13 protein-coding genes are annotated in these 14,236 nt (G+C 44.0%); 3 read left to right on the forward strand and 10 right to left on the reverse strand.

Annotation, left to right across the window (positions count from 1 at the left end):
- Window positions 1-143: 143 nt before the first annotated feature.
- The gene (locus JC606_RS07680) at window positions 144-2,078 is read left to right on the forward strand and encodes a RecQ family ATP-dependent DNA helicase (RefSeq protein WP_198778353.1); all 1,935 of its coding nucleotides are present in this window, start codon (window positions 144-146) and stop codon (window positions 2,076-2,078) included.
- Window positions 2,079-2,154: 76 nt separating this feature from the next.
- Here the strand turns inward: JC606_RS07680 and dinB are convergent, their stop codons facing one another.
- Entirely contained in the window at window positions 2,155-3,231 is a 1,077-nt protein-coding gene (gene dinB / locus JC606_RS07685) for a DNA polymerase IV (protein WP_198778373.1), read from the reverse strand.
- 162 nt (window positions 3,232-3,393) lie between these two features.
- On the opposite strand from dinB, the gene JC606_RS07690 reads away from it, so the two are divergent.
- Entirely contained in the window at window positions 3,394-4,635 is a 1,242-nt protein-coding gene (locus tag JC606_RS07690; RefSeq protein WP_198778354.1) for a diguanylate cyclase, read from the forward strand.
- Window positions 4,636-4,747: 112 nt separating this feature from the next.
- Here the strand turns inward: JC606_RS07690 and nqrM are convergent, their stop codons facing one another.
- The 9 genes from nqrM to bolA form a co-directional block, all read right to left on the reverse strand.
- A complete protein-coding gene (gene nqrM / locus JC606_RS07695; protein ID WP_004737624.1) occupies window positions 4,748-5,002 on the reverse strand; it encodes a (Na+)-NQR maturation NqrM in 255 nt (84 codons plus the stop codon).
- 16 nt (window positions 5,003-5,018) lie between these two features.
- Window positions 5,019-6,023, reverse strand: a complete 1,005-nt coding sequence (locus JC606_RS07700) for an FAD:protein FMN transferase (protein ID WP_102424961.1) — start codon at window positions 6,021-6,023, stop codon at window positions 5,019-5,021.
- 174 nt (window positions 6,024-6,197) lie between these two features.
- A complete protein-coding gene (nqrF, locus tag JC606_RS07705) occupies window positions 6,198-7,424 on the reverse strand; it encodes an NADH:ubiquinone reductase (Na(+)-transporting) subunit F (protein WP_063522726.1) in 1,227 nt (408 codons plus the stop codon).
- Between the two features lie 29 nt (window positions 7,425-7,453).
- Window positions 7,454-8,050: an NADH:ubiquinone reductase (Na(+)-transporting) subunit E gene (nqrE, locus tag JC606_RS07710; protein ID WP_004737621.1), complete on the reverse strand. Its 597-nt coding sequence runs from the start codon at window positions 8,048-8,050 to the stop codon at window positions 7,454-7,456.
- A 7-nt stretch (window positions 8,051-8,057) separates the two neighbouring features.
- Entirely contained in the window at window positions 8,058-8,690 is a 633-nt protein-coding gene (locus JC606_RS07715; RefSeq protein ID WP_102423849.1) for an NADH:ubiquinone reductase (Na(+)-transporting) subunit D, read from the reverse strand.
- Window positions 8,690-9,457: a Na(+)-translocating NADH-quinone reductase subunit C gene (locus tag JC606_RS07720; RefSeq protein WP_102423848.1), complete on the reverse strand. Its 768-nt coding sequence runs from the start codon at window positions 9,455-9,457 to the stop codon at window positions 8,690-8,692. The genes JC606_RS07715 and JC606_RS07720 overlap by 1 nt, the downstream gene beginning before the upstream one ends.
- Window positions 9,447-10,691 carry an NADH:ubiquinone reductase (Na(+)-transporting) subunit B gene (locus tag JC606_RS07725; RefSeq protein WP_032551421.1) on the reverse strand — a complete coding sequence of 415 codons (1,245 nt, stop codon included), beginning with the start codon at window positions 10,689-10,691 and terminating at the stop codon, window positions 9,447-9,449. The genes JC606_RS07720 and JC606_RS07725 overlap by 11 nt, the downstream gene beginning before the upstream one ends.
- Before the next feature lie 5 nt (window positions 10,692-10,696).
- On the reverse strand, window positions 10,697-12,037 hold the full coding sequence (locus JC606_RS07730) for a Na(+)-translocating NADH-quinone reductase subunit A (protein ID WP_198778355.1): 1,341 nt from the start codon (window positions 12,035-12,037) through the stop codon (window positions 10,697-10,699).
- 522 nt (window positions 12,038-12,559) lie between these two features.
- Window positions 12,560-12,862, reverse strand: a complete 303-nt coding sequence (gene bolA, locus JC606_RS07735; RefSeq protein ID WP_198778356.1) for a transcriptional regulator BolA — start codon at window positions 12,860-12,862, stop codon at window positions 12,560-12,562.
- Between the two features lie 174 nt (window positions 12,863-13,036).
- On the opposite strand from bolA, the gene JC606_RS07740 reads away from it, so the two are divergent.
- Window positions 13,037-14,188 carry a methyltransferase gene (locus JC606_RS07740; protein WP_198778357.1) on the forward strand — a complete coding sequence of 384 codons (1,152 nt, stop codon included), beginning with the start codon at window positions 13,037-13,039 and terminating at the stop codon, window positions 14,186-14,188.
- Window positions 14,189-14,236 lie beyond the last annotated feature (48 nt).

The following is a 14,236-nucleotide window of genomic DNA, read 5'->3' on the forward strand; positions in this document are numbered from 1 at the left end:
TATTGGGGTGCTTTTCTATAGGAGCTACAGAATAGAATTAGGTACAATCAGGTGCAAGAGATTTGATACCTCAAGCGACGCTATCGTCAATCAGCGCTCGCTTTAGCATCAAGACAACACTTATTAATTCAGGTAGAACACAAATGATTGAGCAGAAGCTAAAACAAGTATTCGGATTCGATTCACTGAGAAACGGACAGAAGCAAGTCATTGATAATGTTCTATCTGGTCACTCGACAGCGGCAATATTCCCGACAGGTTCGGGGAAATCACTCTGTTATCAGCTACCCGCTTTAGAGTTGCCCCACCTTACCTTGGTGATATCACCACTGCTCGCCTTGATGAAAGACCAACTCGCTTTCCTACACAGCAAAGGCATCAGCGCGGCTGCAATCGAATCAAGCCAAGACAGGCAAACCACCCAGCAAGTAATGCAATCCGTACGCAGCGGAGACACAAAGATCCTGATGATCTCAGTCGAGCGACTGAAAAACGAACGCTTTCGCCAGTTTATTTCACAAGTGCCTATCTCGTTGCTTGTGGTCGATGAAGCACACTGTATTTCTGAATGGGGCCACAACTTCAGACCAGACTACCTCAAGCTGCCTCAATATCAAAAGCAGCTTAACATTCCTCAGGTACTGCTGCTCACAGCGACAGCCACAACATCTGTTATTCAAGATATGAAGTCTAAGTTCGATATCGATGAAGATCGTGTTGTGGTGACAGGCTTCTATCGTAAAAACCTCGACTTATCTATTCAGCCATGTGAACAAGCTAACAAGTTAGAAAGCTTGTGTAATGTGGTCAACCAAGCAGCGCAAGCACCCACCATTGTCTATGTTACTCTGCAGCAAACGGCAGAGATGGTTGCTCAACAACTCCGTAATGCCGGGGTTAACTCTGTGGCTTATCACGCCGGTCTTAAACCAGAAAACAGAGATGCTATTCAACAGCAATTCATGAATGATGACGTGCACTGTATTGTGGCAACGATTGCATTTGGCATGGGCGTGGACAAATCAAATATCCGCCGAGTGATTCATTTTGACTTACCTAAATCGATAGAGAACTACTCCCAAGAGATAGGAAGAGCTGGCCGTGATGGACAAACTTCTGAGTGTATCTTACTGGCCAATAAACACGGCTTGAGCACGCTTGAGAACTTCGTGTTTGGCGATACGCCGGACAACATATCCATCCAAGCAGTATTGAGAGAGATCTACGAAAACCAAAATATTGGGCCGTCTGGCGCTAATCAATGGGAAATCATGCTTAACCAGCTTTCGCGTGAATCGAACATTCGTCAGCTGCCACTCAAAACGTTACTGGTTTACCTTGAAATTGAAGGCGTCATTGAGCCTAAATACAGCTACTTCGCTGACTATAAATTTAAGTTCATTCGCCCTAAACAGCAGATAACCGAACAGTTCCAAGGTGAGCGTCGTAGCTTCGTGGAAGCGATCTTCCAGTGTTCTCCGCAAGCGAGAGTTTGGTGCCAGGTCGACTTCGAAGCTCTTTGGACTCACTTCCAAGCTGATCGTCAACGCGTGATTGCCGCTATCGATTACTTTAACGAGCAAGGCTGGATTGAGTTGGAAAGTAAACAGATCACCGATGTTTATGCGAACCACAATACTTCTGAAGAGATAATGCAGTTATCTGAGCGACTTACAGAGTTGTTTAAAGCAAAAGAGAACAGCGAGATAAATCGTCTCAATCAAATGCTGAGCTTCTTTGAGGCTGACACGTGCCTAAGCTCTCGCCTAGCAAGCTACTTTGCAGACAACGAAGCGCCAAAAGCCTGCGGTCACTGCTCTGTATGCCGCGGTCAAGTAGCAACCTTACCAAGCGTTGATGTTGAATCGGTCGATGATGAGACAGTCATGACATGGATTCATGAGTTTATTTCTGCAAGCCAACAACTGATTACCGATGAAGCCATCACTCGCTTTCTCTGTGGAATCGCCACCCCACTTTCAACCAAACTTAAAGCAAGCAAAATGGTCGGCTACGGAAAGCTAGAGCAGCAACCATTCAGTGATACTTTAGCGCGAGTTAAACAGCTTCCTAGGTAACTCTAAACGATAAAAAAACCGACTAAGCAACGAAGCTTAGTCGGTACTTATGGGACGCACTCTCCAATCTCTGCCTTTAGAAAAAACTCAGCTGACGCATTTGGTCTTTGGGCTGCAACATCACACTCAAGCCCAGTAAGCGTATCTCTCGCCCTTGCTGCCTTTTGAGTATTTCACTTAACAGCTCTTTGAAGTGTTCACGATCTAGAGATGCATGAATGTGCTCAATAGTGGTTTGTTGGAAATCGGCGAATTTGAGCTTAATACCCTGCTTGATGATCGCTTTACTTGGACTCGCTTTTTCCAATCGCGTTTCAAGTTCAGGAAACAGCTTGTCTTCTATCACCTGCCAACACTCGGCGTAAGTCGATATATTTTGGGTAAAGGTTCTTTCAACCCCGACAGACTTGCGCTCACGCTCGACAATGACTTCTCGCTCATCGATACCATGGCTGCGCTTCCACAATGAGGCGCCCTGGCGACCAAATTTAAGTAGTAGATCGCGATAGTCAGACTCTTTTATATCCTTGCAGGTAAAAAAGCCCGCTTGGTGAAGCTTTTCAATACTCACCTTGCCGACGCCGGGGATCTTTTCAAGTGGTAGTTCATCGATTACCGTTTGCACGTCTTGTGGAGGGATAACGAATTGCCCGTTAGGCTTATTCATATCCGAAGCCACTTTCGCCAAAAACTTTATCGGAGCAATACCAGCAGACGCCGTTAGATTAAGTTCATTCCAGATATCACGACGAATCGATTCAGCGATAAGTGTTGCAGAGCCATGGCACTGCTTTGAATCGGTTACATCAAGAAATGCTTCATCCAACGACAACGGCTCAATCACCGAAGTATACCGAGAGAAAATCTCACGGATCTTTTTAGATATCTCGACATAGACAGACATTCTTCCCGGCACTACTAACAAGTTAGGACAAAGTTGTAGCGCTTTAGCTGTCGGCATGGCCGAACGAACACCAAACTTACGTGCTTCATAATTGCATGTGCTGAGCACACCACGCTGCTTTTCGTGCCCGCCTACAGCCAATGGTCGGTTACGATATGCCGGGTTATCTCGCATTTCTACAGCCGCGTAAAAACAGTCCATATCGACATGGATTATTTTTCTCACTTTCTCTTGGTCCGCACTACACATTAACCAGTAACTCAACCTTACAACTGTATCTATGAACAGTATAATGGATAATTGTTGGTTTTAAAATGATCTAGAGTCCAGCTCAACAGGTTTAGCTTCAATCGCCACCTACTCTTCTGATAGTATTGTTAGGAGTATTTAGTCTATAAGTAGGGATAGCTTTTGAGTGAAAAAATACTAGTAGTAGAGGACAGTCGCGCATTCAGAAACTACCTTTACCAGCAATTTAAAAACGATGGTTATGAAGTTGCGCTCGCAGAATCTGTGGCTGAAGCCAAAGCTATCTTAGAGCAAGAGACGGATTTCTTGTGCGCCGTGCTCGACTACTGCCTACCTGACGGCCAAGATGGTGAGATCATTGATTTAGTGCTCGGCTATCAGCAAAAAATCATCGTGCTTACCGGCATGTTCAACAACACCCTACGAGAACAAGTTCTGGCTAAAGGTGTGTTGGATTACATCCTCAAAGACAGCATGTCATCGGTCAGTTACTTGCTACCGCTTGTAAAACGAATCTCGAATAATCGACACCATAAAGCTCTGGTTGTTGATGATTCTGCTGTGGTTCGCCGATATGTCGTTCAACTTCTTGAACACCAATATATTCAAACCGTTCAGGCAGAAGATGGAGAGCAAGCGCTCGCACTGCTGCAAAACGATCCTGATATCACCGTTGTGGTCACTGACCACGATATGCCAAATAAAGACGGTATTTCGATGACTCGTGACATTCGAGTGCAGCACGACCGTAACCAACTCGCTATCCTTGGCTTATCAGGCAGTGATGACCGCACCATGACCGCTCGTTTCCTTAAAGCTGGCGCCAATGATTTCCTCTATAAGCCCTTTAATCAAGAAGAATTCTTCTGTCGAATTCATCAACTCCTCGATATGAAAGAAGCGACGAGTGAGCTGTTTCGTCACGCTAACGAGGATGCCCTTACTGGCCTATGGAACCGTCGTTATTTATTTAATCAGACGTGTAAAGGTTGTGAAGAGCGCAATATTGCCATGATGGATATCGACTTCTTTAAGAAAGTGAATGATACCTATGGTCACGATGGTGGTGATGCGGTGTTGATTGAAGTTGGAAAAATTATCAAGCAACACTTTAAAGATGACTTACCCGTTCGTTTTGGCGGAGAAGAATTTTGCATTCAATCTTGCGGCCCATTTGAACAGTTTGTGGAAGAGTTGGAATCCATGAGAGATGCAATTGAAAGTCACCAAGTGATGCATGATTCACAAATCATTAAAGTGACCATGAGCATTGGGGTAACCGATCAAATGGGCTCTTTAGATGAACAGATTAAAGCCGCCGACGAACTGCTTTATACCGCTAAAGAACAAGGTCGAAACCAGCTAGTGTGCGCTCGCAATAATCTTCAGTTAGTTAACGAGTAGCTGAACCTTTCTAAGCATGAATCCAATTAGCGAAAAACAAAAAAAGCCCAAGGCACATACCTTGGGCTTCTGTTCTTGGAAAGCTTAATTCGCTCCCAATCAATATCGCTGATTAAGCAATACGATCTTTATTCCAAGCAGCTTCTTTTTGCTGACGCTCGGCCAGTTTCTCTTCGCGGTAAGCTTCACGAGCTTCACGCTTTTTACGCGCATCACAAGGTTCTGGGCAGTTACATACTTTATCAATACCAACTGCACCTAAGCCACCACAGCTACCTTTAACTACTTTCTTTTGAATGATGTAGCCAATAGACATTGCTGTAATCACAGCTAGAAAAACACCAAATGTAATCAGAAATGTATTCATAATTTTCTCGCTTACCTTATTTACCTAAGTATGGCTTAAATGCTTCAGAAGCAACTTCTTTAAAGCCATCTGCTGTTTTTACCACCATGAACACTGGGATGTTATGTTGGTTTGCGACTTCCATTCCTTTCTCTTCACCTAAGACCATAAGGCCTGTAGATAAACCGTCTGCAGTCATTGAAGACGAGTTTAAAACTGTTACAGAAACCACTTTATGGTGAAGAGGCTTTCCTGTTTCAGGGTTGATGATGTGTGAGTAACGAACACCATCACGTTCAAAATAGTTACGGTAATCACCAGAGGTTGCGATAGCCATATCACCCGGCTCGATGATCTCTTGGATATTACGCTCGTCAACGCTTGGTTTCTCAATCGCGATACGCCAGCCCACGTTCTCACGGTTTAAACCTTTCAGACGAATTTCGCCACCGACTTCAACCATATAGTTGTGAATACCGATAGAATCAAGGTAGTCAGCGACGACATCAACGCCCCAACCTTTTGCAATCGTGGATAGATCGACATACAGGTTAGGTAGGTCTTTCTTCAACATATTACCTTCAACGCTAAGGTGATGAATACCAATCTTAGCCTTACGAGCCGCCAGCTCTTCATCTGATGGCACAACTTCAGGGCGAGCTTCAGGACCAAAGCCCCATAAGTTAACTAATGGACCAACCGTTACATCCAGTGCTCCTTCAGTAAGACCGTTCAAACGAATCGCTTCTTTCACAACCGTCGCTGTTTGCTCAGACACTTCGAATGCGTCAGCACCTTTGTATTGGTTAAAGCGGCTCAACTCTGAATCTTCACGGTACGTCGACATCTGGTCGTTTACTTCTTCAAGTAGACGATCGATTTCAGTATGAACTTCATTAGACTCAGGAAATTCATCACTGTTGATGTATTTAATATTGTAACTCGTGCCCATCGTTGGGCCACTCAAATGCACTTGCTCTCTTGACTGCTCACAGCCCGCAAGAAAAATCAAAGAAGTTAATGCAACAAGCCAAATTCTCACTTGCTTACTCCTGTCTAATGTTGAGGATTTATATAAGGAAAAATAAGAGTAAAAAATAGGTATTTTGAATGCCTTACTCTTTCTTATATAAGCCAGTATGTTGTCAAAAGCTGTCTTAGAAAAACAAATGGCTGACTCGTAGGAGTCAGCCATAATAACAATCACTTAAGTGGATTAACCACCGAAGTCATCTAGTAGGATGTTTTCATCTTCTACACCAAGATCTTTCAGCATGCCGATAACAGCAGCGTTCATCATCGGTGGACCACACATGTAGTACTCACAATCTTCAGGAGCTTCGTGGTCCTTCAGGTAGTTTTCGTACAATACGTTGTGGATGAAACCAGTGTAACCGTCCCAGTTGTCCTCTGGTTGAGGATCAGACAGTGCACAGTGCCACACGAAGTTTTCGTTTGCAGCCGCTAGGCCATCGAAATCTTCAATGTAGAACATCTCACGCTTAGAACGTGCGCCGTACCAGTAAGACATCTTACGAGTAGACTTAAGACGCTTAAGTTGGTCGAAGATATGAGAACGCATAGGCGCCATACCTGCACCACCACCGATGAATACCATTTCGTTGTCTGTGTCTTTAGCGAAGAACTCACCAAATGGACCAGAAATCGTACACTTGTCACCAGGCTTAAGAGACCAGATGTATGAAGACATCACACCTGGAGCTACGTCTGGGTTGTTTGGCGGCGGAGTCGCGATACGAACGTTCAACTTAATGATGCCTTTCTCTTCTGGGTATGAAGCCATTGAGTAAGCACGGATTGAATGTTCTTTAACGATAGACTCGTAACGGAATAGGTTGAACTTATCCCAGTCACCACGGTATTCCTCAGGAATATCGTAATCTGCGTATTTCACGTGATGTGGTTCAGCTTCAATCTGAATGTAACCACCCGCGCGGAACGGTACTTCTTCACCTTCAGGGATTGCTAGCGCAAGTTCTTTGATGAAAGTAGCTTCGTTGTTATTCGAGATAACAGTACATTCCCACTTTTTAACACCAAAGATATCTTCGTCTAGTTCAATCTCCATGTCAGTTTTCATAGCAACTTGACATGCAAGACGTTCGCCTTCGCGAGCTTCGCCTTTTGTGATGTGATCAAGTTCAGTTGGTAGGATGTCGCCACCGCCAGACTTAACTTTTACACGACACTGACCACAAGAGCCACCGCCACCACAAGCAGAAGATACGAAGATACCAGCACCCGCTAGGGCACCAAGTAGCTTGCTACCAGGTTGAGTAACGATCGCCTTTTCAGGGTCGCCATTTACTGAAATAGTGATGTCACCTGATGGTACTAGCTTAGATTTAGCGAATAGAATCACTAGCACTAAAGCCAATACAATAATGGTAAACATCGCTACGCCAAGAATAATGCTTTGCATTTGTTATTCCTTATTACTGGGTGCTTACCCTACAGTTGAACACCAGAGAAAGACATAAAGCCTAACGCCATCAGACCAACAGTAATGAACGTGATACCAAGGCCACGTAGACCTGGAGGTACGTCAGAGTACTTCATCTTCTCACGGATACCCGCAAGAGCAACGATAGCTAACATCCAACCCACACCAGAACCGAAGCCGTAAACAACAGATTCAGCAAAGTTGTAGTCACGAGTTACCATGAAAGATACACCACCAAAGATTGCACAGTTAACTGTGATCAGTGGAAGGAAGATACCTAGTGCGTTGTACAAAGGTGGGAAGAAACGGTCTAGAACCATCTCTAGGATTTGTACAAGTGCCGCGATAACACCGATGAATGCGATGAAGTTAAGGAAACTTAAATCGACACCTTCAACAAGCGCGTTTTCTTTCAGAATGTTTGTGTAAACAAGGTTGTTCACAGGAACAGCGATTGTAAGTACTACAACTACCGCAACACCAAGACCAAAAGAAGTTTTAACTTTCTTAGATACCGCTAGGAATGTACACATACCTAGGAAGAAAGAAAGCGCCATGTTTTCGATAAAAATCGATTTAACTAGCAGACTAATATAATGTTCCATGACTACCTTACCCCTTCGCTTCTACTTGCTCTGGTTTGAACGTACGAATCGCCCAAATCAAGAAACCAATTAGGAAGAATGCAGAAGGTGCTAGAAGCATCAAGCCGTTTGGCTGATACCAACCACCGTTGCTCACTAGAGGTAGTACTTCCATACCAAATAGTTTGCCAGAGCCTAGAAGCTCACGGAAGAAACCAACAGTGATAAGAACGAAACCGTAACCAAGACCGTTACCAAGACCATCGATTAGAGATGGGATTGGCGCAGACTTCATTGCGAATGCTTCAGCACGACCCATTACAATACAGTTAGTAATGATTAGGCCTACGAATACAGATAGCTGCTTAGAGATATCGTATAGGTATGCTTTTAGCACTTGGTCTACCACGATTACTAATGATGCGATAATTGCCATCTGAACGATGATACGCACACTGTTAGGAATGTGGTTACGGATTAGAGAAACGAAGAAGTTAGACAGAGCAGTAACAAACATTACCGCGATAGTCATAACAAATGCTGTTTCTAGCTTAGTGGTTACCGCAAGAGCAGAACACACACCAAGAACCTGTAGCGCGATTGGGTTGTTATCCAATACTGGCGCTAAAATGCTCTTTTTAATTTCTTTTGCACTAGACATTAGTTCAGACCTCCGTCACGAACTTTTGCTAGGAACGGACCAAAGCCCATATCACCTAACCAGAAGTCAAATGTATGTTGAACGCCAACACTGGTCAGTGTTGCACCAGAAAGGCCATCAACACCGTGCTCAGTACCTTCAGGAGCACCACCTTTAACTACCTTGATAGCTGGCTTGTGGTTTTCGTCGAATAATTTCTTACCAACGAATTGAGCACGCCAAGTTGGGTTCTCAACTTCACCACCAAGTCCAGGAGTTTCACCTTGCTCGTAGTAAGTGATACCAGAAACTGTGTTGCCATCAGTTTCTACCGCAACGAATGCGTACATCATTGACCATAGGCCGTTACCGTGAACAGGGATGATAACTTTAGTAGTTTCAGCACCGTCTTTCACTAGGTATACAGTACCTGTGTTAGCACGACGAAGGATCTTAGCGATGTCATCTTCAGCTGAAAGCTTGATTGACTGAGCTGGATCTTTTGCCGCTTTACGTTGGTCGTATGCAGAAGCATCACCGTCAACGAAATCACCAGTAGCGAAATCAACTAGACGAGGTTCGATGTTCTCTGCGTACAGCGCTGGGATGTCACCTTCAAGGTCAACACCTGCAACTTCTAGGATCTTAGTTTGCTGATCCAGAACCGCGTTAGCTTGTTGCTTAGGTTTAAGAACAACTGCAGCTGTTGAAACGATGATTGAGCACACTAGGCTCAATGCGATAACAACAAACAGCGTCTTTTTAATGCTATCGTTATTACTTGCCATAGCGAGCTAGTCTCCGCTTAATGTTCTTCTCGATTACAACGTGGTCAAACAGAGGAGCAAATAGGTTTGCGAATAGAATCGCAAGCATCATGCCTTCTGGGTATGCAGGGTTAACTACACGGATCATTACACACATTGCGCCGATTAGGATGCCGTACCACCACTTACCTTTGTTGGTAAATGAAGCTGATACAGGGTCTGTCGCCATGAAGAACATACCGAATGCGAAGCCACCTAGAACTAGGTGCCAGTGCCAAGGCATGCTGAACATTGCGTTAGTATCAGAACCGATCACATTGAATAGCGTAGACACAGCGATCATACCGATCATTACACCAGCAATGATGCGCCATGAAGCGATACGCATGTAAACGATCATCGCTGCACCAATCATAAGTGCTAGAGTCGATACTTCACCGATAGAACCTGGGATGTTACCAATGAACGCATCCATCCACGTGATTGCTTCACCAGATACTGTGTTCACTAGCGCGCTACCGCCGCCTTGAGCCCATTGGCTAAGCGCAGTTGCACCAGAGAAACCATCTGCTGCAGTCCAAACTACGTCACCTGAAATCTGTGCAGGGTATGCAAAGAATAGGAACGCACGGCCAGCAAGCGCAGGGTTTAGGAAGTTACGACCTGTACCACCAAAGATCTCTTTAGCAACAACAACACCGAAGGTAATACCTAGAGCTGCTTGCCATAGAGGAAGTGTTGGCGGAACGATAAGCGCGAAAAGAATAGAAGTTACAAAGAAACCTTCGTTAACTTCGTGCTTACGCACCATACAGAACAGAACTTCCCAGAAACCACCAACGATAAATACCGTTGCGTAGATAGGTAGGAAGTAAGTCGCACCAAGTAGCATCTTACTGCCAACACCTGCATCGGCTCCTAAGGAGGCGCCAAGCATTTGAGTTAGCCAGTAGTGCCAGTTACCATCAATTACAGATGCTAGTTCAGCGCCTGCGTACATGTGGTTAAGTGCAGCGATAGCTTGGCCACCCGCGTTGTACATACCCCAGAACATAGCTGGGAATACCGCGAACCAAACCATGATCATGATACGTTTTAAGTCAACGCTATCACGAACGTGTGAGCTTTTCTTTGTGATTAGACCTGGCGTGTAGAACACTGTAGCCGCTGCTTCGTAAAGCGCGAACCACTTCTCGTGTTTACCACCTGGCTCAAAATGATGCTCGATGTCTTCAAGAAACTTTTTAAGGCCCATGAAAATTACCCTTCCTTCTCAATCGTATCTAGGCATTCACGAAGTAGTTGACCGTACTCGTACTTACCTGGACATACAAAGGTACACAATGCCAAATCTTCTTCATCTAGCTCTAGCGCACCTAGTGCTTGTGCACTATCAACGTCGCCTGCACATAGATCACGAAGCAGCAATGTAGGTTCCATATCTAGAGGCATTACGCGCTCGTAGTTACCGATTGGAACCATTGAGCGATCACTACCGTTTGTAGTCGTTGTCATGTTGAACAACTGACCTTTAAACAGGTGACCAAGGAATGAACGAGTAACAGAGAACTTATTCTTACCAGGCATAGCCCAGCCGAATAGCTCTTTATCACGACCTTCACGTAGAACAGAAACTTGCTGATGGTAACGACCAAGGTAAGCATGTGGACCAGTTGCTTGTGTACCAGTTAGTACAGAACCAGAAATCACACGAACTTCGCCTGGCATTAGCTCGCTGTCTGTCAACTCTTCAAGGCTAGCACCAATTTGAGTACGAACTAGACGCGGGTTGTTAACTACTGGACCAGCCAGAGAAACAACACGATCAGTGTAAAGCTCACCAGTAAGGAAAAGCTTACCGAATGCGATAACATCTTGGTAGTTAATGCTCCACGCTACGTTTTCTGCATTTACCGGGTATAGGTAATGCATATGCGTCCCTGCAAGACCTGCAGGGTGTGGGCCATCAAAAACATGTTCTTCAACGTTAGACTGAGCTGAACGAGGTAAGCTAGTACCTTTTTTACAAACGTACACTTTACCGTTAGTCAGAGTTGAAAGAATATCTAAACCAGCAACGAAAGCATCAGACTGCTCGTTAATGATTAATTCTGGCTCAGCTGCTAGCGGATTTGTATCCATAGCAGTTACGAAAATAGCCTGAGTTTCAGAATCAATTGCTGGAACCTTGCTGAACGGACGAGTTCGCAAAGCAGTCCATGAACCAGACTCAACTAACTGAGCTTTAACCGTATCACGGTCTAGACCTGCTAGTTGGTTAGCTTCATAGCTATTGAACGTGATTTGCTCATTGCCTGCTACTTCAATCACTACAGATTGAAGAACACGCTTAGCACCACGGTTCACTTCAATAACTTTACCGCTTGCTGGAGAAGTAAATACAACACCTGGGTTCTTTTTATCTGCAAAAAGAACTTGGCCTTTCTTCACTTCATCACCAACGCGAGCATGCATCGTAGGACGCATACCAACGTACTCTTCGCCAAGCAAGGCGACTTTAGTGATGGACTTACCATCATTAATCACCTGGGATGGAGTTCCTGCGATAGGAAGATCCAAACCCTTCTTTATTGTAATCATACGCACTTGCACTACTTTATCGGGAAAAAGATTCTTTTAATTGCGTAAATTCAGGACGTTTTAAAATCGCCCTTAGACACGACATTACAGTGTCCGGTTTTGGTAAATTTGAGATACCAAAATCGCAACATTATCTTAATAAAATTCTCACAAAAATCATGTGAGATTTATCAGGTGCCGTATTCTAGCATTTTTTGGTATCTTGATGCCATGACCAATAACTTGAATAGCACGTTTATTTGGTGAGAATTGAAGCATATGGACTCTTAAATATGCATAAATTTGACGAGCCGCACAGATAAATTGGCTTTTGAAAAGTGTTTTAAACAAGAGATTAACACTCTGTCACAAACTAATATCTTATGAGTTATGTTGAAACACTGTTAATAAAAACACCACTCATTGTAGGTATTTTTAGGCGCTTAATCTGCCATCAGTTTGAGTGATATAACGGCAAAAAACAGACAATTTAGGCGATAAAAAAGGCGGCATAGCCACCTCTTTTTATATGTATTAAATCTATTACTTGCCCATGCACATCGGGCTGTCTGGCACGTTATCTAGCTGCTTCAACCATTCATCTTTTGTATAAGTGTGAATAGATAAAGCGTGAATATTGTTCGCTAGCTCTTCTGAAAGTGCTTTATTTACCGCTCGGTGACGAGCAATAAGACGCAAGCCTTCAAACGCATCGCTCACAACAATCACCTTAAAATGACTCTCAGAACCAGCCGGAACATTGTGCATATAGCTCTCATTAACCACATTCAAGTGACTTGGTGAAAACTCATTGTGCAATTTTGTTTCGATAACTTCTTGGATCATTGTGATTCCTTAATAACGGGTTGGCATTATCTGTGGGGTGAGTATAAACCCTAACAAGGCTACTGTCTGAGTATTTAATAACGAACAGCATAGGTTTAATCGAGTTTTCCCTATCTTGTTCAGCCCGCATTTGAGACAATATCTTTGTTATTTCTCACATAAGTATCCCAAGTAATGAAAACTGAACTTACCCTTCACGATAGAACTTTGACCTTACATCGTTTCCCTAAACGTTCAAATGAAACGCTTCAAGCTTGGGATGCGGGCGACGAATACATTATTAACCATGTTGAAGAGATGAACCTTGAACCTGGCAAACATATTCTGATCTTAAACGACAGCTTTGGTGCCCTATCCGCTTGGTTCTCAAAAGATCACGATGTGACCATGATGAGCGACTCGTTTATCTCTCATCGAGGCGGCCTGAAAAACTTACAGCGTAATCAGTGCAATCGCGTCAACTTTTTAAACACCATGGATGATATCCCTCACGGTATTGATCTGGTACTGATGCAGCTACCAAAAACCAACCGCCATTTGGTGTGGCAACTGAGTCAATTGCGCCAAGCTTTGCCTGAAGGTTGCCAAGTGATTGGTGTCAACAAGGTAAAAGAGATTCACACGTCAACGCTGAATCTGTTTGAAAAGTACTTAGGTGAAACCAAAACATCACTGGCGAAGAAAAAGCACCGTTTGGTGTTCTCCTCTCCAAACTGTCAGCCTATTCACAAAGTTGAACCATTCGTTGAGTGGGACGTTGATGGTGAAGATATCCGTCTGAAAAATTTACCAAATGTTTACTCAGGGGAAGCACTCGATCAGGGCGCTCGCTATATGCTAGAGCATATCCCTCAAGATCCAGAGTTACGTCATATCATCGATCTTGGTTGTGGTAACGGTGTACTGAGTGTTAAAACTGGTCAACTGAATCCGCAAGCTCGTATTACGTGTGTCGATGAAAGCTTTATGGCAGTAGAATCAGCGCGCCAAAACGTAAAAGATAACCTGGGGGAAGAAGGCAACTTCCAGTTCATTGCTAACAACTGTTTGGACGGTTTTAAGAAAAACAGCACGTACCTAGTGTTGTGTAACCCTCCATTCCATCAACAACAAGCGATTACCGATCACATTGCATGGCAAATGTTCTGTGATGCAAAGCATGTTCTTAGCAATGGAGGCAAATTAATTGTTATTGGCAACCGACACCTCGGATACGATGTCAAACTAGCAAGATTATTTGGTGAAGCGAACGTTGAAACGCTTGAACTAAACCAAAAATTTGAGATATTACAAGCAACAAGAGAACCTGCTAATTTTAACAAATAGGCAGTAGACTGCTTTATAAGAATTTAAAATACCGAGCTTCTGGTGTGA

The sequence above is a fragment of the Vibrio sp. IB15 genome (assembly GCF_016406055.1).
In the GTDB taxonomy this organism is placed as follows: Bacteria; Pseudomonadota; Gammaproteobacteria; order Enterobacterales; family Vibrionaceae; genus Vibrio; species Vibrio chagasii.

Coding starts and splice junctions, on each gene's coding strand:
- JC606_RS07680 (WP_198778353.1), top strand. CDS start 144: ATGATTGAGCAGAAGCTAAAACAAGTATTCGGATTCGATTCACTGAGA.
- dinB (WP_198778373.1), bottom strand. CDS start 3,231: ATGTGTAGTGCGGACCAAGAGAAAGTGAGAAAAATAATCCATGTCGAT.
- nqrM (WP_004737624.1), bottom strand. CDS start 5,002: ATGAATACATTTCTGATTACATTTGGTGTTTTTCTAGCTGTGATTACA.
- nqrF (WP_063522726.1), bottom strand. CDS start 7,424: ATGCAAAGCATTATTCTTGGCGTAGCGATGTTTACCATTATTGTATTG.
- nqrE (WP_004737621.1), bottom strand. CDS start 8,050: ATGGAACATTATATTAGTCTGCTAGTTAAATCGATTTTTATCGAAAAC.
- JC606_RS07715 (WP_102423849.1), bottom strand. CDS start 8,690: ATGTCTAGTGCAAAAGAAATTAAAAAGAGCATTTTAGCGCCAGTATTG.
- JC606_RS07720 (WP_102423848.1), bottom strand. CDS start 9,457: ATGGCAAGTAATAACGATAGCATTAAAAAGACGCTGTTTGTTGTTATC.
- JC606_RS07725 (WP_032551421.1), bottom strand. CDS start 10,691: ATGGGCCTTAAAAAGTTTCTTGAAGACATCGAGCATCATTTTGAGCCA.
- JC606_RS07730 (WP_198778355.1), bottom strand. CDS start 12,037: ATGATTACAATAAAGAAGGGTTTGGATCTTCCTATCGCAGGAACTCCA.
- bolA (WP_198778356.1), bottom strand. CDS start 12,862: ATGATCCAAGAAGTTATCGAAACAAAATTGCACAATGAGTTTTCACCA.
- JC606_RS07740 (WP_198778357.1), top strand. CDS start 13,037: ATGAAAACTGAACTTACCCTTCACGATAGAACTTTGACCTTACATCGT.